The following is an 18,827-nucleotide window of genomic DNA, read 5'->3' as shown; positions in this document are numbered from 1 at the left end:
ATTGGTGAGTCAATAAACCCGCTTTACGGGCCGTCATGCAAGGATTTCCCGCAGCTTTTCGCGGCGGGAGGTCACATCATGTCGCGCGGCACCTCCGTTTTGACGTCGCGGTCATATATCAGGCGGTCGCCCTCCCATGCCTCCAGCCTTGCGCTGAAGTGGAAGGTGGTCGCGTCCGAAGTCATGGTCGAATAGGTCTCCGTCCTCAGCCGCAGGCCGTCGCGCTCGATCACCTCGGTCCAGTGGCAGTCGCCCCTTGCGCTAAGTGGGTCGTCGGGATGGATCGTCCAGCGTTCGCGGGCGATGCCGCCCGAGATCAGCCCGTGATCGAGGTTCTCCGCCTCGCCGAAGTCGTCCTCGATCACCAGTGTCACCGCGCCGGTCTGGCGATCCGTCTCAGTCCGCCGGACGTGGCTGTCCTCACGGACGATACGCTGCCGCAGGGCGGGCGCGGCTTCGGGGCCGGGGAACGTCACCTCGTCACCCTGCGCCGCGGGGCGGACCGGCAGGTCCAGCGCGCCGCCGGTCAGGGTCAGCGTCGCCGCCTCGGGCTGTGGCCAGAGCATCGGCCAGTAGCTGGTGGACACCGCAACGCGCAGCCGGTGCCCCTCGGGCAGGCGATAGGCGATGTGGTCCAGCGGGACGGTGATGTCACAGCTCTCGCCGGGAACCAGCGGCTCCGGATCGGCCATCGAGTCGCGGCGGGTCAGGTTCAGCACGCCCCAGGTGATCCGGGTCGAAGCCCCGTCCGGGTGGACATGGTTCAACCGGACGGCAATCTGCGCCGCGGGCCTGTCCGAGCTTAGCCGCAGGCGTAGCGAGGGCGCCCCGACGATATCGGTCTGCGCCAGCGGGCCGGAGTCGAAACACGCGGAAAAGGCATCGTCCGGCCGCTGGTCGCCCGGCATCTCCGGCCCCAGCCAGATCGCGCAGAACTCCCCGCCCTCGGCCCCGCAGTGCTGGGGCGAGGCGAGCGAAACCGTGAATCCTTCGCCCAAACCTGTGGGGTCATCCCCGCCCGGACCCGTGGTCCGGGCAGCGCCCGACCCGCCCCCCAGGGCGGGCGCTTTCTGCGCCCCCCCTCGGGCCGGGCGCTGCCCTGCGTCGGACATCAGTTCACCCGGCACGAGCCTGAAAACCTCGGTCCCGATCCCCGCCGACGGCCAGCCGCCCTCGGCGATCCACCGTCCCGGCCGCTCCGCGTACCACGTCGCGGGCCGCACCCCGTCCATCAAGTAAAGCGCCAGCGCCGGATCCTCCTCGACCCCGGTCTCGACGCCCTTCAGCCAGCGATCCCACCACCGCAGCGCCTCCTGAAGGAACCCGATGCGCGGCTCCGGCACCGCGAAATGCGGATACTTGTGCACCCACGGCCCCACGATCCCCTTCGCCCCCGGCAGGTTCCGGACGATCTCCGGCACCGCGTTCTTGTAGCTGTCGCCCCAGCCCCCGACCGCCATCACCTTCGCCTTCAGCGCGGAATAGTCCTCGCACACCGACCCGTGCCGCCAGTAGGCGTCCCGCCGCTGGTGCCTCAGCCAGAGGTCGGGCAGGAACGGCTCCGCCTCCAGCCGCAGCATCCACTGCTGCCGCCAGTCCTCGCGCAGCGCCGGATCGGGCGGACGCGAGGAATAGGCCCACATCGTCGCCCCCCAGCCGAGGTTCTCGTTCAGCAGGCACCCGCCCTTGAAGTGGATGTCGTCCGCGTAGCGATCCACCGTCGAACAGAGCGTCACCACCGCCTGCAGCGCCGGCGGCTCAAGGGCCGCGACCTGCAACCCGTTGAACCCGCCCCATGAGATGCCCATCATCCCGACGGTCCCCGAACACCACGGCTGCGCCGCGATCCATGCGATCACCTCGCAGGCGTCTGACAGCTCCTGCGGGGAATACTCGTCGTCCATCACCCCGTCGCTGTCGCCATTGCCGCGCATGTCGACGCGCAGGCAGGCATAGCCATGTCCGGCGAAATAGGGATGGGTCAGCGCATCGCGCACCGTGGTGCCGTCGCGCTTGCGATAGGGCAGGAACTCAAGGATCGCCGGAACCGGGTCGTCGCCCGCATCCTCCGGCATCCAGACCCGCGCGGACAGCCGTGTGCCATCCGCCAGAACGATCCCCATGTCCGGCTCTTCCCGGACCTGTCTCGGAAACTCGGTGACGGTCTTCACGCCGTGCCTCCCCATTTGGCGCCATCATGCACCCCCCGGCCACAATGACAACCGGCCAATCCTGCGCACCCGCGGCCCGACGCCCTTGACATGACCGTCCCGGAACGCGACCCCTGCCCCACCCACGCCGGACAGGAGTCGCCCGATGACCTTCACCCTCGCCACATGGAACATCAACTCGGTCCGCCTGCGCGAGGCGCTGGTCTCGCGCCTGATGACCGAGGAACTGCCGGACGTGCTCTGCCTGCAGGAATGCAAGTCGCCGGTCGACAAGATCCCCTTCGCCACCTTCGAGGCACTTGGCTACCGCCACATGATCGCGCGCGGGCAGAAGGGCTACAACGGCGTCGCCATCCTGTCGAAACTGCCGATCGAGGACGTGGGCGACCGCGACTTCGCCGCCCTCGGCCACGCCCGCCACATCGCAGGGCGGCTGGAAAACGGGGTGACGATCCACAACTTCTACGTCCCGGCGGGCGGCGACATTCCGGACCGCGAAAAGAACGTGAAGTTCGGCCAGAAGCTCGACTACCTCTCCGAGATGCGCGACTGGTTCCACGCCGAACGCCCCGAAAAGGCGATCCTCGTCGGCGACCTGAACATCGCCCCGCGCGAGGACGACGTCTGGAACCACAAGCAGCTGCTCAAGATCGTCTCGCACACCCCGGTCGAGGTCGAGGCGCTCGGCGCGACGCAGGACGCGGGCAAGTGGGTGGACATCACCCGGCAGGACCTGCCCGAGGGCAACCTCTATTCCTGGTGGTCCTACCGCAGCCCTGACTGGGACGCCGCCGACAAGGGCCGCCGCCTGGACCACATCTGGGCCACGCCCGACATCTCGAACGCCGCCCACTCCTCGCGCATCCTGCGCGCGGTCCGGGGCTGGGAACAGCCGTCGGACCACGCGCCGGTCTTCGCGACCTTCGACCTCTGATCCCGCACAGGAGACACCCGATGCCGAACGATGCGATCTACGGAAACTGGAAGCTGCTCGCGGTCAAATGGGTCTTCTCCGACAATGGCGAGGTGATGGTCCCCTTCGGCGACACCCCGGTCGGCTATATCGCGATCACCCGCGACGACCGCCTGACCACGGTCATCACCGCGCAGGACCGCAGCCCGAACGCAGGCGAAACGCCCGAGGCGGCGATGATCCGCACCATGTTCGCCTATTCCGGCGCCCTGCGGATCGAGGGGAGCCGTTTCATCGCCACCGTCGACGCGGCATGGCACCCCGACTACGTGGGCACCGAGCAGGTCCGCAACTTCGAGATCGACGGCGACAGGCTGACCATCGCGACGTCGGAAACCATCCTCCCGGCGGTTCCCGACCGCCTGGCGGTCGCCTATCTCGAATGGACCCGCGCCGCCAAAGGGTGACGCGCGGGCCGGATCTACAGCAGGAAGTCCGAGAACTCCGACAGGTCGGGCGGCACGTTGTCGTCCCACTGCAGTTCGTTGTCGGTCGGCGGGTTCGGATCCCGCACCCCGCCATGGGCCTTCCAGTTGTGGTCGGGCGCCTGGTAGTAGAAATGCGCGGGGAAGGTTTCATTCGGCCAGAACAGCTTGTCCGCCGCCCTGTCGAACGCGATCTCGTTCACGCGTGAACGGGCATCTTCCCAGAACAGAAATCCAATTCCATCTTCGGGCATCGCAATCTCCTCGTTACACCTGCCAGTGCAGTCGGACGTGCGGCCTGCACCGGACGGCACCAGCATACCTTACCTTAGGTCAATTCAGGAGTCCGTTTACCGGTCAGCCCCGCCCCCGGAAACGAAACCGCCCGGCAACGGGGGCCGGGCGGTTCGCGATGTCGGTTGATCCGGGCTAAAGCAGGAAGCTGAACTCGTCCGTCATGTCGGGCGGCACGTTGTCCTCCCACTCGGGCGCGGCGAAGTCCGTCTTGGTGTCTTGCGAGTCACCGGTCTTGTAGGCGTCGTAATAGGTCCCGACCGAGAACCGGCCGGTGTCGAACGAAAAGCCGTCATCGGTTTTGTCGGTGTCCGCGGTCTTGCGGAAAAGGAAGCTGATTCCGTCCTCGGGCATTGTAATCTCCTCTCTGAAAATTCTGTGCCGGAGCGGCTATCCCTGTGCTCCGAACACCTGAGAAGTTACGCCGCCCCGCAGGTGACGCACAGTCATGAATACCAGACCCCGGCCCTACGCCGCCCAGCTCTCCGGCAGCGCCGCGCCGAACCGTGCGCGGCAATACGCATACTGTCCGTCCAGCGCCTCACGGATCGCCGCCCGTGCGTCCTCGGGCAACGGCGTCCGCACCTGCGTCTCGTTCTCGCGCTCGACCGAGAGCGGGGGCCGATACGCCAGCCCCGCGAATTCGCACAGCCGCCGCAGGCTGTCCTCGGCCAGCAGGTCCTCGTAGAACAGCACCTGCACCGCCTCGGGCGGCAACACCGCCTCCAGCGCCTCGATCGTCCCCCGGTAATCCGCCCGCGCCATCAGCGGGGCCGAGCGCAGCGCATCCGGCCACCGCCTTAGCGCGTCGTTCTCCGCGTTCATCTGTTCCAGCTGACGCAGCTGCGACCAGAACCGCGTCACCGGATCGCGCAGGATGAACAGCACCTTCAGCGTCACCGCCTGCGAGGCCGCGAAATCCTGCATGAAAGCGAACCCCTCCGCCCCGATCGCCGCATAGGCCGGGGTGATGTCGCTGAAGACCCGCGTCTCCGGCCCGCAGAGCCGCGCGAAATGTCCGAAATAGGCGTTGTCGTCATAGACCATCTGCGCCCGGTCGATGCTGGCCGCGAAATTCGGCCGCGCCGCGAGGTTCGCCCTTACGTCGCCCGGCTGTTCCAGATGGAACTTCAGCCGCGCCAGCGCCAGCCCCTCCATGTCGCCCATGGCATTCTGCGGGAACCTGGCGTTGAAGAAATGAACCTCCTTCAGCGGCGACACCGCGACACCCAGCGACGCCAGGTAGCCATGCAGCCAGCTCGTCGCGCATTTCGCCGCGCCGATGCAGACGAGGAAGGTCTTGCCGTCCAGCGACGGATACCTCAGCAACGATGGCACGGCAGTGGTCAGCTCCGGCCCTCCTGCGCCAGCGATACCCCGCCAGCCTGCCACAGCCCGCGCCGCCGCTCAACGCGCGGCTGACGCGACGTCCGCGCGGATTTACCAAACTGACATGGCCCGGCCATATCGCCGTTACGCACCACCTTTACCCGCACGTCATCCACACCAACAAACGGATGAACGACATGCGTCACACCCTCTCCGCCCTTGCCCTCGCCGCCGCGACCGCCACACCGGCCCTCGCCCAGGATGCATTCGAGGCGACCCTCGCCGGTCACGCCTTCCTTCCCGCGATGTCGCTGGTCGAACCGCCTGCGGACGCCCCGCGCGACGCGTGGATCTCGGGCAAGTTCACCGGCGGCGCCCGCAACGCCGCGCCGATGTCCGTCATGGGCAACACGGGCAAGGCCTACGGCGGGCACGAGACGGGCATCGCGCTGCCGTTCATCGGCCAGCCGATGCAGGGCATGTCCGGGTTCGCCATGACCCCCGCCGAGGACGGCAGCTGGTACACGCTGACCGACAACGGTTTCGGCAACAAGCGCAACTCGGCCGACGCGATGCTGTTCTTCCACCGCATGGCTCCCGACTTCGCCGCCGGCACCGTCGAGCGGCGCGAGACGATCTTCCTGCGCGACCCCGACAACAAGGTCCCGTTCCGCATCGCCTACGAAGGCACCGAGGGCCGCTACCTGACCGGCGCCGATTTCGACCCGGAATCGATCCAGGTGGTGAACGGCGAGGTCTGGATCGGCGATGAATTCGGCCCCTACCTCATCCGCGCCAGCCTCGACGGCGTGATCCGCGAGGTCTACCCGACCCTGCTCGACGGCAAGGAGCTGCGCGGCCCGGACACCTATACCGTCTATGTCCCGGCCACGGCGGGCAAGGACTATCAGGTCCAGCGCTCCGGCGGTTACGAGGGCATGGCGCACCAGCCCGGCACCTCGATGCTCTGGGCGATGCTCGAAAAGCCGCTGCTGGCCGAAACCGGCGAGATCGAAGGCCCCTTCCTGCGCGTGATGCAGTTCGACACCGCCGCAGGCGCATGGACCGGCGAAAGCGCCCGGTTCCAGCTGGCCGAAGGCGCGACCGCCATCGGCGACTTCAACTTCATCGACGAAACCCGCGCGCTGGTGATCGAGCGTGACAACGGCGAAGGCGACCCGTCCCGCGCCTGTGCCGAGGGCGCGACCGACACCTCGGCCTGCTACCCGAACCCGGCACGGGTCAAGAACATCGTGCTGGTCGACATGGCCGACATGGACGAGGACGGCTACATCCGCCGGATCGGCCACATCGACCTGATGAACATCGCGGACCCCGACGGGCTGGCCCGCGAGGGGATGAAACCGGCGCAAGGCAATTTCTCGTTCCCGTTCTTCACCATCGAGGACGTGGCCCGCGTGGACGAAACCCACATCATGGTCGCCAACGACAACAACCTGCCCTTCTCGGGCGGGCGCGAACCCGGCGTCGCCGCGCATAACGAGTTCATCCTGCTCTCGGTCCCGGAACTGCTGGCGGCCCGCTGAGCGGTCCCGCACAAGGCGTCCAAGCACGCCCCTGAGATCGCGCCGCCCACGCGGCGCGATCCGCCGCTCAGACCACCCGGCCGCTCACATCGGTCGCCTCGCACATCCAGCGATAGGCGTCGATCACCAGATCCCTGACCCACTTGCTTCCCGGATCGGCGGCCAGACGCGCGCTCCAGAAGAAGCGGAAGGTGATGTCGGGCACCTCCACCGGCGGATGCCGCACCACCAGCCCGTATGTCGCGATATCGCCCCCCACGAACGGGGCAGCCGTCGTCATCAGCATGTTGGACGAGGCCAGCAGCGGTGCGATCCCCGAGAATTCGGGAATATGCGCCCCGATCCGCCGGTCCAGACCGTCCCGCTTCACCGCCGCCTCGACCGTCTGGCGGGCGGCACTCGACATGCCCACCATCACATGCGGCCAGTCCAGCCATGCCTGCCTGTCCCACCTGTCCAGCGCCGGGTGGCCCTGCCGCATGAACGTGTATCGCCGGAGCGGCGGCAGCACTTCATCCACCACGCCCTCGGGCAGCGGCGTATCGGTTCCGAGGAAGGCCAGGTCGATCTCCTCGTCCGCCACCGCCTGATACAGATGCGGCCCCAGCCCCGACCATTCGATCGCCACGCCGGGCGCGTTCTCGGACAGACGCTAGAAAACCCGGTTGATCCACATCGGAATGGCCGGCACTGCGATCCGGAAGGTCCGCGTGCTGGTCGCCGGATCGAAGCTCTGGGGTGGCGCGACGACTCGCTGGATGCTGCGCAGGATCGGCCGCACGTCCTCGATCAGCGACAGGGCGAAGGGCGAAGGGCGACGGCTCCATCCTGCCGTTCACCTTGACCATCAGCGGATCGCCGACCTGCTCGCGCAGCCGCGCCAGCGCATGTGACACCGCCGAAGGCGTCTTGCCCAGCTTGTCCGCCGCCTTGGCGACGCTGCCCTCGGCCATCAGGACCTCGAACACGACCAGCAGGTTCAGGTCCAGACGGTGCAGCGGGAATCCCGTCATGTCCTCCCCTCGCTCAGCGGTGCAAGGCGCGCGGCCACCATTGCCTCCGCCGCCAGATCGGCCTCGCGATAGGCCGACATCACCAGATCGCGCAGCCAGACGGATGCCGGGTCGTTCGCGGTCCGCGACGACCAGAAGAACCGGACCCGGAACGGCGCAAGCGGCACGACCGGCGGCAGCGGGACCAGACCGTATCGCTCCATGTCCCACGCCATGATCAGCGAAGGGAGCGTGGCGATGAGGTCACTGGAGGCCAGCAAAGGCCCGACACCGGCAAACTCCGAAATCCGCGCGGCGATGTGACGGTCGCCCGCGGGCACCTCGTCCACGGGGCTGCGCACCTCGTTGTCGATCGCGACCTTGACGTGCCCGTGGCTCCGCCAGGCCCTCAAGCCCCAGTCGGACAGCGCCGGGTGCCCTTGTCGGACAAAGCTCACGAACCGCAGCGGCGGCATTTCGGCCATGTCGAGCCCGTCCGGCAAACTGCGTTCGCCGCCAAGGTGAGCCATGTCGATATGCCCCTCCGCCACCGCCGCATAGACCTGACGCGGCGCCGACAGCCAGTCGATCGAGATATTCGGCGCCGCCGCCCCGATCCTGGTCACGACATCCGCCAGCACCCGCGCGGCAATGGGGGAAGCGATGCGAAAGGTCCGCACGCTCGATCCGGGATCGAAAGGTTCGGGCAGTTGCAGCACCCGCTTGATGCTGCCGAGGATCGGCACCACCTCTTCGATCAGCTGCAGCGCGAAGGGGCTGGCCTGCAGCCGTCCGCCCACCTTGACCATCAGCGGATCACCGACCTGTTCGCGCAGCCGCGCCAGCGCATGGGACACCGCCGAAGGCGTCTTGCCCAGTTTGTCCGCCGCCTTGGCGACGCTGCCCTCGGTCATCAGGACCTCGAAAACGACCAGCAGGTTCAGGTCCAGACGATGAAGCTGAATTTCCTTCACGACCCCTGAAATCCTTTCGTTTGCGCGATGCACGAGGATGGCGCAACTTCCTGTCAGTCCACAACGAAATTCGCGTGGCGGACCATCCCGAGACCCTGACGCGGACCAAACCGGCCCCGGCCGGACAGGAAAGCTCTGCCTTCATCATCCCGCATCCACGACGGACGCGGACACCAGACTTGCACCGAGGAGAAACGCAATGTCCCTGAAAGTCATCGGATCCGGCTTTGGCCGCACCGGCACCATGTCGACCAAGATCGCGCTGGAACAGCTGGGCTTCGGCCCCTGCCATCACATGACCGAGGTCATGGCCAACCCGTCCCAGCCCGCGTTCTGGGCGGCCCACCATGCTGGCGAGGAGGTCGACTGGGCCGAGGTCTTTGCCGACTACCAGTCCCAGGTCGACTTCCCCGGCGCGACGGTCTGGCACGAGCTCTCCATCGCCTTCCCCGACGCCAGGGTCATCCACACCGAGCGCCCGGTCGAGGACTGGTGGGCCAGCTACTCCAAGACGATCAACAAGTTCTGGATGCACAGCGACAAGCTGGAGCTGCCCCCGCCGATCCGGGCGATCTTCGACACGATGCAGCCGCTGATTTCGGACGGCGTCTTCGGCGGCACCGACCGCGCAAGCTGTGTCGCCGCCTACAAGCGGAACAACGAAAAGGTGCGCGACACGATCCCGGCGGACCGGCTTCTGGTATTCACACCCGCCGACGGCTGGGACCCGCTCTGCCGTTTCCTGGAGGTCCCGGTCCCCGCGACCGCCTTCCCGCGCAGCAACGCCCGCGACGAGTTCTGGGCGCTCTTCGGCGGCGAACCGGCCGAGGCCTGACCGCTCCGGCGACCTGCCCGGCGTCCGTCAACAAGACGGGCGCCGGCTCGCGCGTGGCGCGCCTGTATCCGGGTTACGGCGACGTTCCGCACCGACGCGATACCGGCATCCGGAAAGTCCCGGTTTTCAACGGAATCCCGCCTCTTCCGCCCCGTCGCGGCGGCGAGCTTTCTCCGCACCGGAGTTCGCAGGGGTAACACCTTCACAATCCGGGGCGCGGGGTCCATATAGGGGAAAACCTCTCGAAAGGGATGCCAATCATGCTGGAACTGGGTCAGAACCAATCCTCCGCGGCGCCCAAGGGCGACCTGATCAAGGATGTGACCGAACAGAACTTCATGGAAGACGTCGTCGACGCCTCCATGGAAGTGCCCGTCATCGTCGACTTCTGGGCGACATGGTGCGGCCCGTGCAAGACGCTGGGCCCGATGCTCGAAGCTGCTGTCACCAAGGCCAAGGGCGCGGTGAAGATGGCCAAGATCGACGTCGACCAGAACCAGCGCCTCGCACAGGCGCTGGCGCAGCAGGGCCTGCCGCTGCAGTCGATCCCGACCGTCGTCGCCTTCGTCAAGGGCCGCCCCGTGGACCTGTTCCAGGGCGCCGTCCCCGCCTCGGAAATCGACGCCTTCATCAAGCGCGCCATCGAACAGGCCGGAGGCGATCCGTCGAACGGCCTGGACGAAGCCGTCGCGGCAGCCGAGGAAATGCTGGCCGAAGGCGCGGCCGAGGATGCCGCCCAGACCTTCGCCGCGATCCTGCAGCAGGAACCTGAACACGCTGCCGCCTACGGCGGGCTGGTCCGCGCCCATATCGAGATGGGCGATCTGGAGCAGGCCGAGGCGGTGCTGAACGGCGCCCCGGTCGCCATTTCCAAGTCCCCCGAGGTCGAAGCGGCCCACGCCCAGCTTGAGCTCAAGAAACAGGCCGCGGGCGCAGGCCCGGTCGAGGAACTGCGCGCCAAGGTCGAGGCCGATCCCGCGGACCTCCAGGCCCGGTTCGATCTGGCCAAGGCCCTGCACGCGCACGGAAAAGTCCAGGAAGCCGTGGATGAGCTGCTGGAGATCTTCCGCCGCGACCGGGAATGGAACGACGGGGCCGCACGTGCCCAGCTGTTCACCATTTTCGACGCCCTGAAACCGCAGGATCCGATTGTCCTGAACGGGCGCAGAAAACTCAGCTCGATGATATTTGCCTGACCCTGCGCCAGCGCTAGCTCTGGGCCATGGTGCATATCGTCGACCTTCCCGACATCATTCCGGTCTTTCCGCTTCCGGGCGCGCTGCTCCTGCCGCGCGCCCGCCTGCCGCTGCATCTGTTCGAGCCGCGCTATCTCGCGATGCTGGACGACACGCTCAAGACGTCGCACCGGATGATCGGCATGGTCCAGCCCTACGACAAGCCGAACGGCGAAACCGCGCTGCAGTCCATCGGCTGCGCGGGCCGCATCACCCAGTTCTCGGAAACCGAGGATGGGCGCTACATGATCACGCTCAGCGGCATCTCGCGCTATCGCCTGCGGGACGAGGTGTCCGGCTTTACCCCCTACCGCCGGTTCGAGGTGGAGTGGTCCGGCTTCGACCGCGACCGCGGGCCGACCGACCACGACACGGGCTTTGACCGGGACATGTTCTTCGACCTGTTGGGCCGCTACTTCTCGGCCCGCAGCCTCGACACCGACTGGAACTCGCTCCGCGACGCCGAGGACGAGCTGCTGATCAATTCGCTCTCGATGCTCCTGTCGTTCGAACCCGAGGACAAGCAGGCCCTGCTCGAGGCGCCGTCGCTGACCACCCGCCGCGAAACGCTGGTGACGCTGATCGAATACGCCCTGCGCAGCGGCGAGGAAAAAGGACGCATGCAATGACCGACACGACGGCGCCCGGCGCGCCCGACGCCCTGCCCGAAGCAGTGGCACCGCAGCCCGCCGCCTTCGACCGCCGCATGCTCGAGGCGCTGGTCTGCCCGGCCAGCCAGGGCACGCTGTCCTACGACGCCGAGGCGCAGGAACTGGTCAGCAAGACCGCGCGGCTGGCCTATCCGATCCGCAACGGCATCCCGATCATGCTGATCGACGAGGCGCGGCGGCTGGACGGCTGATCGCCAGGCCCGGTCACTCCGGCACACAGATTTCGCCGCGCGACATCGCGCGCAGTGTCCGCAACACCAGACCCGCGATCACCAGAACCAGCAGACCGAGCAGCACAAGGCCGGCGGCCTCGTGCGCCGTGGACCCGATGCGCGCGCCATAGGTCAGCGTCGCCACCGTCAGCGCCGCCAGCGGAAAGCTCAGCGCCCAGAAGCTCAACGCGAACGGCAGGCGCATCAACTTGGGCACCTGCGTCGCCACCACCAGCGCAAAGAACCACGCCCCATTGACCAGTATCCGGGCAAAGGCGTCGACCTCGCCCGTCAGGCGCAGCCATGCGACGAAGGCGACGGCGGGCGGGGCGATCAGGATCACCAGCGTCGGCTGCAACCGGCCCGGCAGCGGATCGTGAAAGATCATGCGGTTCATCACCAGCGTCAGCAGCACGATCCAGAACAGCACCCCGACCGAGAAGAAATACCAGCTCAGTTCCACGAACCCGAGCGGGACACCGGCCAGCGGGGCAATGACGTTGCCGACCGCCGGGATGAACCACGCCGGGTTCAGCGCGCCCTGCTGGAACGCCCGCGTCCCGATCCATCCCGAAACCACCGCCAGCGTCAGCACGAACTGCCCGGCCGCGCCCAGCATCCAGATCACCGGCGCGATGGCCATGTCCCGTCCGACGGCCACCGCAGCGATCAGCAGCAGTGAGATGGAGATCGCCGGAAAGAACGCCAGCCGGACGGGATGGTGCCATTCCGCCCGCACCGCCTGCGGATACAGCATCGCCTTGGCCAGATAGCCGAGCGCGATCGCCGCGAAAACCAGCACCGTCGCGACACCCGCGATGCCGGAGAGCTGCCCGGACCAGCCCCGCGCCGCTTCGCCCGCGTGAAGCGCCAGCGTCAGACCCGCCAGCCCCATGGACACGGCGAAAAAGCTGACGGGGTAGTGCTGCAACCCGCTTTCGTGCGCGATCTCTGCCGCCTCGGTCATGGCAATCCTCCGTTCCTGTCCATTCACATTCGACATCATGAATGCAAAAAGCACCACATGCATTGCGCTGGATCAAGCCGGATCGTCAGTGCCGCGTCCGGACGATGCGATCAGATCAGCCCCAGCAGCCGGGCGGCGTTGTTCTTGGTGATGTCCTCGCGCAGTTCGTCCTTGATCGCGATCTTCTCGAAATCCGCCAGCCAGCGCTCGGGCGTGATCATCGGCCAGTCCGACCCGAACAGCACCTTCTTGCGCAGGATCGAGTTGCAGTAGCGGACGAGGATGTCGGGGAAATACTTCGGCGACCAGCCGCTGAGGTCGATGTAGACGTTGGGCTTGTGCTGCGCGACCGACAGCGCCTCTTCCTGCCAGGGGAATGAAGGGTGCGCGAGGATGATCTTCAGATCGGGGAAATCGACGGCCACGTCATCCATGTACATCGGGTTGGAATACTTCAGCCGCATCCCGTTGCCGCCGGGCATGCCGGACCCGACACCCGTCTGTCCCGTATGGAACAGCGCGATCGCCCCGCCTTCCTCCAGCGCCTCGTAGAGCGGATAGGCCATCCGGTCGTTGGCAAAGAAGCCCTGCATCGTCGGATGGAACTTGAAGCCCTTGATGCCGTAGTCCTGCATCAGTCGCTTCGCCTCGCGCACGCCCATCTTGCCCTTCCACGGGTCGATCGAGGCGAAGGGGATCAGGACGTCGTCGTTCTCCTTCACCAGTTCATGGACCTCGTCGTTGGAATAGCGGCGATAGCCGGTCTCGCGCTCCGCATCGACGGGAAAGATCACGGCGGCGATGTTCTGTTCGCGGTAATGCGCGGCGGTCTGCGGGATGGTCGGCGGATGCTGCCATGGCGCGCCGAAGTATTTCGCCATCGTGGACTGCAGGTCGTCATAGCCGTCGTCGGCATGACAGCCGCAGGGTTCCTCGGCATGGGTGTGGATGTCGATGGCGCGGACCTTGGAAATATCGACCATGTTGGGCCTCCTCAGATAATGATGACCGCCGGGTCGGACCCGTCGGCGGCATAGAGCCGCGCCACCATATCGGCGCGGCGGTCGAGCATCTTGCGATTGTTCAGGTTGCCTTTGGCCGTCATCTCGTGATCGGCCAGCGAAGGCGGTTCGGCCATGACCACCGCACGGGAGATCCGGTTGGACGACCCGGTCGCTTTTGCCGCCAGCCCCTCCATCCGCTCACGTATCCTCGCCAGCAGCGCCGGATCGGCCAGCACCTCGCCCGGCCCCTGCAGGCCAGTCACGGGCGGTTGCGCGGGGATCAGCAGCGCGCCGACCTCGCCCCGGTCGTGCCCGGTGATGACGGCATCGACGGCCAGCCCCTCCAGCGCCTTGAGCAGCTCGATACGGATATTCGCAGCCCGCACCCACGTGCCCGAGGTCAGCTTGAAGTCCTCGCTGATCCGCCCGTCGAACCGCAGCCCCCGGTCGGGGTCCGCGGGGTCCACGAACTTCACGGCGTCGCCGGTGATCAGGAACCCTTCGTCATCGAATGTTTCCTTCGTCTTCTCCGGATCGCGGTAATACCCGGCCATCACGTTCGGCCCAGCGACCCGCAGCTCAAAGCGCGGGCCGTCCTCAGGGATCAGCTTGATCCGCACGCCGGGCACCGGCGCGCCGACGATGCCGCTTTCGGCCACAGGCTCATGCACCAGCAGGCAGGCGGGCGCGGTCTCCGTCATACCCCAGGACGACACGAACAGCAGCTTGCGGCCCAGCTCGGCCAGCGCCATCTCCTCCAGCGCCGTCCAGATCTCCTGCGGCAGCGATGCACCGGCGTAGAAGAAGAACTCCAGCCCGTCGAAGAAATCCCGGCGCAGGTCGGCGTCGGCCTTCAGCGCCTCGAGCACTCGGGCGTAGCCGACCGGCACGTTGAAGGCGAGCGTGCCGGTGACGCTCTTCAGCGCCTCCAGCGTGCGGGGAAAATGCAGGTCCGTCGGCTTGCCGTCGTCGATGTAGATCGCGCCGCCGTTGGCCAGCATCATGTTGAAGTTGTGCGACCCGCCGAACACGTGGTTCCACGGCAGCCAGTCCACGATACGGTGACGTTTGGCGGACAACAGCGGAAAGCAGGCGGCCAGCTGCGCCTGGTTCACGCACATCATCCGGTGCGTCGTCGGCACCCCCTTGGGGTGGCTGGTCGAGCCCGATGTGAACAGGATCTTGGCCAGCGTGTCCGGCCCGGTCGCGGCACGGGCCGCATCGACTCCGGCATCGTCATGATCCAGCGCCGCGGCCATAGCCGACACGTCGCGCGGCGCCCCCGCGGTCCGGCTCGCCAGCACGGGAATGTCACGCGCGGCGGGCAGCATCAGCCCCTCGCCATACCGCGCCGCATCATCCACGTAGATCAGCCGGGGCGCTACGAGGTCCAGCACATGGGCCAGCCGGTCATGCGCGCCGGGGATCAGGGTGTATTGCTCGGCCACCGCCGCCGAGGCCAGCCCGACATACTGGCAGGCCAGCGCAAGCAGCCCGTGATCCACGCCGTTGCCCGACAGGATCGCCACCGTGTCGCCCTGGCGCAGCCCCTGCGCCAGCAGCCAGCCCGCGATCGAGCGCACCCGGCGCCGCGCCTCGGCATAGCTGACCTCGCGCCAGCCCGCGCCCTCGCGTTCCGCGATGAAGACGGCGTCCGGCGTCTCCTCCGCCCACCGGTCCAGCCAGTCCCCCGTCGTCGCCGCGACCGGTGGCAGCGGGTGCGGGCTGGTCAGGATCAGCGTCCCGTCCGCACGCCGTTCGACCTCGACCCTCTGCGGGACCAGCCCGTCGCGCGGTTCAGCCCCGGACACCGTTCGCCCCCGTCTCGTCTATCTTGTGCAGCAGCCGCATCAGTTCCTCCCTCTCGCCGGCGTCGAGCGCGCCGAGCATCTCGTCCTCGTGCCGTTCCAGCGCCGCGGTCGCATCGGTGAACAGCCGTCGCCCCGCCTTGGTGGCCCGCAGCGCATAGGACCGCCGGTCATGCGGGACGCGGCGGCGTTCGATCAGGTCCGCCTGTTCCAGCGTGTCGACGATCACCACGGTGTTCGACCGCTCCATCGACAACGCCTCGGCCAGCTGGCTCTGCCGCAGGTCGGGCGTCGCGCAGATGACGCTCAGCGCGGAATAGGTGGTGATCCGCAGGCCGAAGCCATCCAGCACCCGCGCGGCGTCGGTCTGCAGGCGATTGTAGGCGCGCTTGAGGGAATAGCCGGTCAGGCGCCTGAGCGCGCGGTCGGGGACCGGGCCAGCGCCCTCCGTCACTGTATCCTCCCCGTCGCGCGCCATGGTCAGCGGAACTCGGGCGCGCGCTTGTCGAGGAAGGCGCGCAGGCCCTCCTCGGCATCCGGGCTGGTCTGGGCGATGGCCGCCGACAGGCTCTCGGTGAACAGCCCGTCCGCCCGGCTCATGTCCGAGATCCGGGCGATGGCGTGGATCATGATATAGTTCGACAGGCTGGCGTTCTGCGCGATCTTGCCCGCGAGGTCGAGCGCCAGCGCCATCCCCTCGCCCTCGGCCACCGCGTAATGGCACAGACCCAGGCGCAGACCCTCTTCGGCACCGTATTTACGACCCGTCAGCATCATCTCGGTCATCCGGTCGGCGCCCAGAATGCGCCCCACCCGGACCGACGCCCCGCCGCCGACATAGATCCCGCGCCGCCCCTCGGGCAGCTGGAAGATGACCGAGGGCTCCGCGATGCGCACGTGGGTCGACGTCGCCAACTCCAGCCCGCCGCCGATCACCGCGCCGAACATGTTGCTGACGACCGGCAGGCCCGAATACTGGATGCGGTCCATCACCGCGTGCCATGCGCGCGAATGGCGCAGGGTGCCCTCGGCGTCGCGGCTGACATGCTCGGACAGGTCGAGGCCGGAACAGTAGTGTCCCGCGACGCCGCTCAGCACGACCGCCTTCACCCCTTCGGGCGGGGCCGAAAAGAACGCGTCCAGCGCGCCCAGCAGGGCATCGTTCATCGCGTTGCGCTTGTCGGGGCGGTTCATCGTCAGGACGGCGACGCGATCTCGGATTTCAATGGTCAGAACGTCGGACATCGGCTTACCTCGGGCTTGGGGACTGGGGATCATGGCGGCGGGCGAGCGCTCCGTCCGGATGCGTATGCCGGGCTGTCGGGCCCTTGCGGGCCAACGCTGCGATACAGATCGGAACCACGGTCCGCTCCTTTCCGGCGCCATAACAGTTATGCGCCATAACAAATATCTCGCACCGCCCCCGTCGGGGGACGGGGCACGGCCCCTCAGCCCGCGGAGATGCGCAGCAGGAAGAGCGTGATGCCGGGGAACAGGACCAGCAGGATCACCCGCACAATGTCCGACCCGACGAAATACATGACCGCCCCGTAGGTCCGCGAGATCGGCGTCTCGCGGTCCATCGAGTTGATGACGAAAAGGTTCATCCCCACCGGCGGCGTGATCAGCCCGACCTCGACCACGATCAGCACGATGATCCCGAACCAGATCGCGAATTCTTCGGGGTTCAGGCCGAAATCCATGGCCGAGACGATGGGAAAGAAGATCGGGATGGTCAGCAGGATCATCGACAGGCTGTCCATCAGGCAGCCGAAGATCAGGTAGAGCACGAGGATGATCGCCAGCACCGTCCACGCGCTGAAGCCCTGCTCCACCACCCAGCGGCTCAGCTCCTGCGGGACCTGCGTCCGGGCGAGGAAGCCGTTGTAGAACGCCGCGCCGAGGACGATGAAGAAGATCATGCCGGTGCTTTTCGCCGTCGCGATGAAGCTGTCGCTCCACGCCCGGCCGCGCAGACCGCCGTTCAACAGGGCGATCAGACCGGTGCCGAATGCGCCGACCGCGGCGCCCTCGGTCGGGGTGAACCAGCCGAAGTAGATGCCGCCGACCACGGCCATGAAGACCAGCAGCACCGGCCAGACCTCGACCAGCGCGCGCCAGCGTTCGGCCATCGGCTGCGGCGGGCGGGTGCCCGCGCTGGCCGGGTTCAGCCGGACGTAGATCGAGATGGTGATCATGTAGCCGATCGCCGCCAGCACGCCGGGGATGAACGCGGCGAGGAACAGCTTGGCGATGTTCTGCTCGGTCAGGATGGCGTAGATCACGAGGATCACCGAGGGCGGGATCAGGATCCCCAGCGTGCCCCCCGCCGCCAGCGTGGCGGTCGAGAAGCCCCCGGAATAGCCGTAGCGGCGCAGCTCCGGCAGGGCGACCTTGCTCATCGTCGCTGCGGTGGCCAGCGACGACCCGCAGATCGCGCCGAAGCCCGCGCAGGCCCCGACCGCCGCCATCGCCACCCCGCCGCGCCGGTGGCCCAGCCACGATTCGGCGGCGCGGAACAGCGCCTGGCTCATCCCGCCGAGGGTCGCGAACTGCCCCATCAGCAGGAACATCGGAATGATCGACAGCGAGTAGTTCGAGAAGGTCGTGAAGGTTTCGCTCTTGAGCTTGGCGAGCGCGACGTTGGGCGAGCCGCCGGATACGATGGTCAGCCCGGCAAAGCCGACGGCGAACATCGCCAGACCGATCGGCATCCGCGCGAAGATCAGCAGCAGCAGGATGGGAAAGGACAGCAGCCCGGTTTCGAAGTTGCTCACGCGCCGGACCCTCCGTCGGCCAGCACCGCGCGTCCGGTCATCAGCTCGACCCCGCGCATCACCGCCACGTAGATGCCGACCACCGCCGCGACGCAGGCCCCGGCGAGGCTGGCGGCATAGGACCACCAGACCGGGAACTGCAGGATAAAGGTCGTTTCGCCATAGCGCATCTTGCCCGCCATGCCCTCCTGCAGCTTCCACGCGATCACGACCAGCGCGACGGCGAACAGGGCTTCCCACAGGAACGCCAGCGCCCGGTTGGCCCGGACCCCGAGCTGCGAGGTGAAGATGTCCACCACCGCGTGGGCGCCCGTGATCTGGCAGATCGGCAGAAAGGCGAAGATGACGAAGGCCATGCCCGCCTCGGTCACCTCGATGTCGCCCGGCACCGGCGCGATCCCGGCCTCAAGCAGTCGCGCGGTCAGCGCGGGGGCCAGTTGCTCCAGCCAGTCGAAATGCAGGATCGTGTTGCCCGACCGGCCAAGGATCGACACGCAGGTCAGCAGGATCAGCGCGGTCAGCACCACGCCGCCCAGAATGGCCATCGCGCGGGCCAGCCAGCGAAACAGGTCATGGATCATGGGATGCTCCGGCCTCGGCGCTCGGACAGGGG

21 protein-coding genes and 1 pseudogene are annotated in these 18,827 nt (G+C 67.4%); 8 read left to right on the top strand and 14 right to left on the bottom strand.

Going from position 1 to position 18,827, the window contains the following annotated elements; genetic code table 11:
* Nucleotides 1-71: 71 nt before the first annotated feature.
* Nucleotides 72-2,123, bottom strand: a complete 2,052-nt coding sequence (locus ATO6_RS07040; RefSeq protein ID WP_176440865.1) for a CocE/NonD family hydrolase — start codon at nt 2,121-2,123, stop codon at nt 72-74.
* A 193-nt stretch (nt 2,124-2,316) separates the two neighbouring features.
* Here ATO6_RS07040 and ATO6_RS07035 point away from each other — a divergent pair, with 193 nt between their 5' ends.
* On the top strand, nt 2,317-3,105 hold the full coding sequence (locus tag ATO6_RS07035) for an exodeoxyribonuclease III (RefSeq protein ID WP_088623176.1): 789 nt from the start codon (nt 2,317-2,319) through the stop codon (nt 3,103-3,105).
* A 20-nt stretch (nt 3,106-3,125) separates the two neighbouring features.
* The gene (locus tag ATO6_RS07030; protein WP_088623175.1) at nt 3,126-3,551 is read left to right on the top strand and encodes a lipocalin-like domain-containing protein; all 426 of its coding nucleotides are present in this window, start codon (nt 3,126-3,128) and stop codon (nt 3,549-3,551) included.
* A gap of 14 nt (nt 3,552-3,565) precedes the next feature.
* On the opposite strand, the gene ATO6_RS07025 is transcribed toward ATO6_RS07030, so the two are convergent.
* The 3 genes from ATO6_RS07025 to ATO6_RS07015 form a co-directional block, all read right to left on the bottom strand.
* Nucleotides 3,566-3,823 carry a hypothetical protein gene (locus tag ATO6_RS07025; protein ID WP_088623174.1) on the bottom strand — a complete coding sequence of 86 codons (258 nt, stop codon included), beginning with the start codon at nt 3,821-3,823 and terminating at the stop codon, nt 3,566-3,568.
* A gap of 175 nt (nt 3,824-3,998) precedes the next feature.
* Complete coding sequence (locus ATO6_RS07020; protein WP_088623173.1) at nt 3,999-4,217, bottom strand: hypothetical protein; 219 nt, start codon at nt 4,215-4,217, stop codon at nt 3,999-4,001.
* A gap of 114 nt (nt 4,218-4,331) precedes the next feature.
* Complete coding sequence (locus ATO6_RS07015) at nt 4,332-5,201, bottom strand: sulfotransferase (protein ID WP_254919083.1); 870 nt, start codon at nt 5,199-5,201, stop codon at nt 4,332-4,334.
* 188 nt (nt 5,202-5,389) lie between these two features.
* Here ATO6_RS07015 and ATO6_RS07010 point away from each other — a divergent pair, with 188 nt between their 5' ends.
* Nucleotides 5,390-6,739, top strand: a complete 1,350-nt coding sequence (locus ATO6_RS07010) for an esterase-like activity of phytase family protein (protein WP_088623172.1) — start codon at nt 5,390-5,392, stop codon at nt 6,737-6,739.
* Nucleotides 6,740-6,806: 67 nt separating this feature from the next.
* Here the strand turns inward: ATO6_RS07010 and ATO6_RS07005 are convergent, their stop codons facing one another.
* Nucleotides 6,807-7,388 (bottom strand): LysR substrate-binding domain-containing protein, encoded by a 582-nt coding sequence (locus ATO6_RS07005; protein WP_088623171.1) that lies wholly within the window; start codon nt 7,386-7,388, stop codon nt 6,807-6,809.
* Between the two features lie 16 nt (nt 7,389-7,404).
* Between ATO6_RS07005 and ATO6_RS25400 the strand changes: the two genes are divergently transcribed.
* Nucleotides 7,405-7,632 (top strand): hypothetical protein, encoded by a 228-nt coding sequence (locus ATO6_RS25400; protein ID WP_176440776.1) that lies wholly within the window; start codon nt 7,405-7,407, stop codon nt 7,630-7,632.
* Here the strand turns inward: ATO6_RS25400 and ATO6_RS25575 are convergent.
* Nucleotides 7,609-7,692 (bottom strand): annotated as a pseudogene (locus ATO6_RS25575) (LysR family transcriptional regulator); the annotation flags it as partial. The gene ATO6_RS25400 and the pseudogene ATO6_RS25575 sit on opposite strands and share 24 nt — an antisense overlap.
* Before the next feature lie 56 nt (nt 7,693-7,748).
* Nucleotides 7,749-8,705, bottom strand: a complete 957-nt coding sequence (locus ATO6_RS06995; RefSeq protein ID WP_088623169.1) for a LysR family transcriptional regulator — start codon at nt 8,703-8,705, stop codon at nt 7,749-7,751.
* A 199-nt stretch (nt 8,706-8,904) separates the two neighbouring features.
* On the opposite strand from ATO6_RS06995, the gene ATO6_RS06990 reads away from it, so the two are divergent.
* The 4 genes from ATO6_RS06990 (at nt 8,905) to ATO6_RS06975 (ending at nt 11,637) form a co-directional block, all read left to right on the top strand.
* Nucleotides 8,905-9,540, top strand: a complete 636-nt coding sequence (locus ATO6_RS06990) for a sulfotransferase family protein (protein ID WP_088623168.1) — start codon at nt 8,905-8,907, stop codon at nt 9,538-9,540.
* 260 nt (nt 9,541-9,800) lie between these two features.
* Nucleotides 9,801-10,736, top strand: a complete 936-nt coding sequence (locus tag ATO6_RS06985) for a co-chaperone YbbN (RefSeq protein WP_088623167.1) — start codon at nt 9,801-9,803, stop codon at nt 10,734-10,736.
* Between the two features lie 26 nt (nt 10,737-10,762).
* Nucleotides 10,763-11,404 carry an LON peptidase substrate-binding domain-containing protein gene (locus ATO6_RS06980; protein WP_088623166.1) on the top strand — a complete coding sequence of 214 codons (642 nt, stop codon included), beginning with the start codon at nt 10,763-10,765 and terminating at the stop codon, nt 11,402-11,404.
* Nucleotides 11,405-11,481: 77 nt separating this feature from the next.
* Nucleotides 11,482-11,637, top strand: a complete 156-nt coding sequence (locus ATO6_RS06975; protein WP_254919094.1) for a Trm112 family protein — start codon at nt 11,482-11,484, stop codon at nt 11,635-11,637.
* A gap of 13 nt (nt 11,638-11,650) precedes the next feature.
* Here ATO6_RS06975 and ATO6_RS06970 read toward each other — a convergent pair whose 3' ends face one another.
* The 7 genes from ATO6_RS06970 to ATO6_RS06940 form a co-directional block, all read right to left on the bottom strand.
* Nucleotides 11,651-12,625: an SLAC1 anion channel family protein gene (locus ATO6_RS06970; protein WP_088623444.1), complete on the bottom strand. Its 975-nt coding sequence runs from the start codon at nt 12,623-12,625 to the stop codon at nt 11,651-11,653.
* A 110-nt stretch (nt 12,626-12,735) separates the two neighbouring features.
* Entirely contained in the window at nt 12,736-13,608 is an 873-nt protein-coding gene (locus ATO6_RS06965) for an amidohydrolase family protein (protein WP_088623164.1), read from the bottom strand.
* A gap of 11 nt (nt 13,609-13,619) precedes the next feature.
* Complete coding sequence (locus ATO6_RS06960) at nt 13,620-15,440, bottom strand: feruloyl-CoA synthase (RefSeq protein WP_254919082.1); 1,821 nt, start codon at nt 15,438-15,440, stop codon at nt 13,620-13,622.
* The gene (locus ATO6_RS06955; protein WP_217898975.1) at nt 15,427-15,891 is read right to left on the bottom strand and encodes a MarR family winged helix-turn-helix transcriptional regulator; all 465 of its coding nucleotides are present in this window, start codon (nt 15,889-15,891) and stop codon (nt 15,427-15,429) included. Before ATO6_RS06955 ends, ATO6_RS06960 begins: the two co-directional genes overlap by 14 nt.
* Before the next feature lie 26 nt (nt 15,892-15,917).
* Nucleotides 15,918-16,682, bottom strand: a complete 765-nt coding sequence (locus tag ATO6_RS06950) for a crotonase/enoyl-CoA hydratase family protein (protein ID WP_088623162.1) — start codon at nt 16,680-16,682, stop codon at nt 15,918-15,920.
* 203 nt (nt 16,683-16,885) lie between these two features.
* Complete coding sequence (locus ATO6_RS06945) at nt 16,886-18,214, bottom strand: TRAP transporter large permease (protein ID WP_088623161.1); 1,329 nt, start codon at nt 18,212-18,214, stop codon at nt 16,886-16,888.
* Entirely contained in the window at nt 18,211-18,795 is a 585-nt protein-coding gene (locus ATO6_RS06940) for a TRAP transporter small permease (protein WP_088623160.1), read from the bottom strand. The genes ATO6_RS06945 and ATO6_RS06940 overlap by 4 nt, the downstream gene beginning before the upstream one ends.
* Nucleotides 18,796-18,827 lie beyond the last annotated feature (32 nt).

The organism is Oceanicola sp. 22II-s10i (assembly GCF_002210105.1).
GTDB lineage: Bacteria > Pseudomonadota > Alphaproteobacteria > Rhodobacterales > Rhodobacteraceae > Pseudooceanicola.
The sequence above is the reverse complement of the archived record's forward strand: the minus strand, read 5'-3'. Positions and strand labels throughout refer to the sequence as shown.

Excerpts from the sequence above, each read along its gene's own strand:
- ATO6_RS07040 (WP_176440865.1), bottom strand. The coding sequence starts at position 2,123 with ATGGGGATCGTTCTGGCGGATGGCACACGGCTGTCCGCGCGGGTCTGG.
- ATO6_RS07035 (WP_088623176.1), top strand. The coding sequence starts at position 2,317 with ATGACCTTCACCCTCGCCACATGGAACATCAACTCGGTCCGCCTGCGC.
- ATO6_RS07030 (WP_088623175.1), top strand. The coding sequence starts at position 3,126 with ATGCCGAACGATGCGATCTACGGAAACTGGAAGCTGCTCGCGGTCAAA.
- ATO6_RS07025 (WP_088623174.1), bottom strand. The coding sequence starts at position 3,823 with ATGCCCGAAGATGGAATTGGATTTCTGTTCTGGGAAGATGCCCGTTCA.
- ATO6_RS07020 (WP_088623173.1), bottom strand. The coding sequence starts at position 4,217 with ATGCCCGAGGACGGAATCAGCTTCCTTTTCCGCAAGACCGCGGACACC.
- ATO6_RS07010 (WP_088623172.1), top strand. The coding sequence starts at position 5,390 with ATGCGTCACACCCTCTCCGCCCTTGCCCTCGCCGCCGCGACCGCCACA.
- ATO6_RS06990 (WP_088623168.1), top strand. The coding sequence starts at position 8,905 with ATGTCCCTGAAAGTCATCGGATCCGGCTTTGGCCGCACCGGCACCATG.
- ATO6_RS06985 (WP_088623167.1), top strand. The coding sequence starts at position 9,801 with ATGCTGGAACTGGGTCAGAACCAATCCTCCGCGGCGCCCAAGGGCGAC.
- ATO6_RS06980 (WP_088623166.1), top strand. The coding sequence starts at position 10,763 with ATGGTGCATATCGTCGACCTTCCCGACATCATTCCGGTCTTTCCGCTT.
- ATO6_RS06975 (WP_254919094.1), top strand. The coding sequence starts at position 11,482 with ATGCTCGAGGCGCTGGTCTGCCCGGCCAGCCAGGGCACGCTGTCCTAC.
- ATO6_RS06970 (WP_088623444.1), bottom strand. The coding sequence starts at position 12,625 with ATGACCGAGGCGGCAGAGATCGCGCACGAAAGCGGGTTGCAGCACTAC.
- ATO6_RS06965 (WP_088623164.1), bottom strand. The coding sequence starts at position 13,608 with ATGGTCGATATTTCCAAGGTCCGCGCCATCGACATCCACACCCATGCC.
- ATO6_RS06950 (WP_088623162.1), bottom strand. The coding sequence starts at position 16,682 with ATGTCCGACGTTCTGACCATTGAAATCCGAGATCGCGTCGCCGTCCTG.
- ATO6_RS06940 (WP_088623160.1), bottom strand. The coding sequence starts at position 18,795 with ATGATCCATGACCTGTTTCGCTGGCTGGCCCGCGCGATGGCCATTCTG.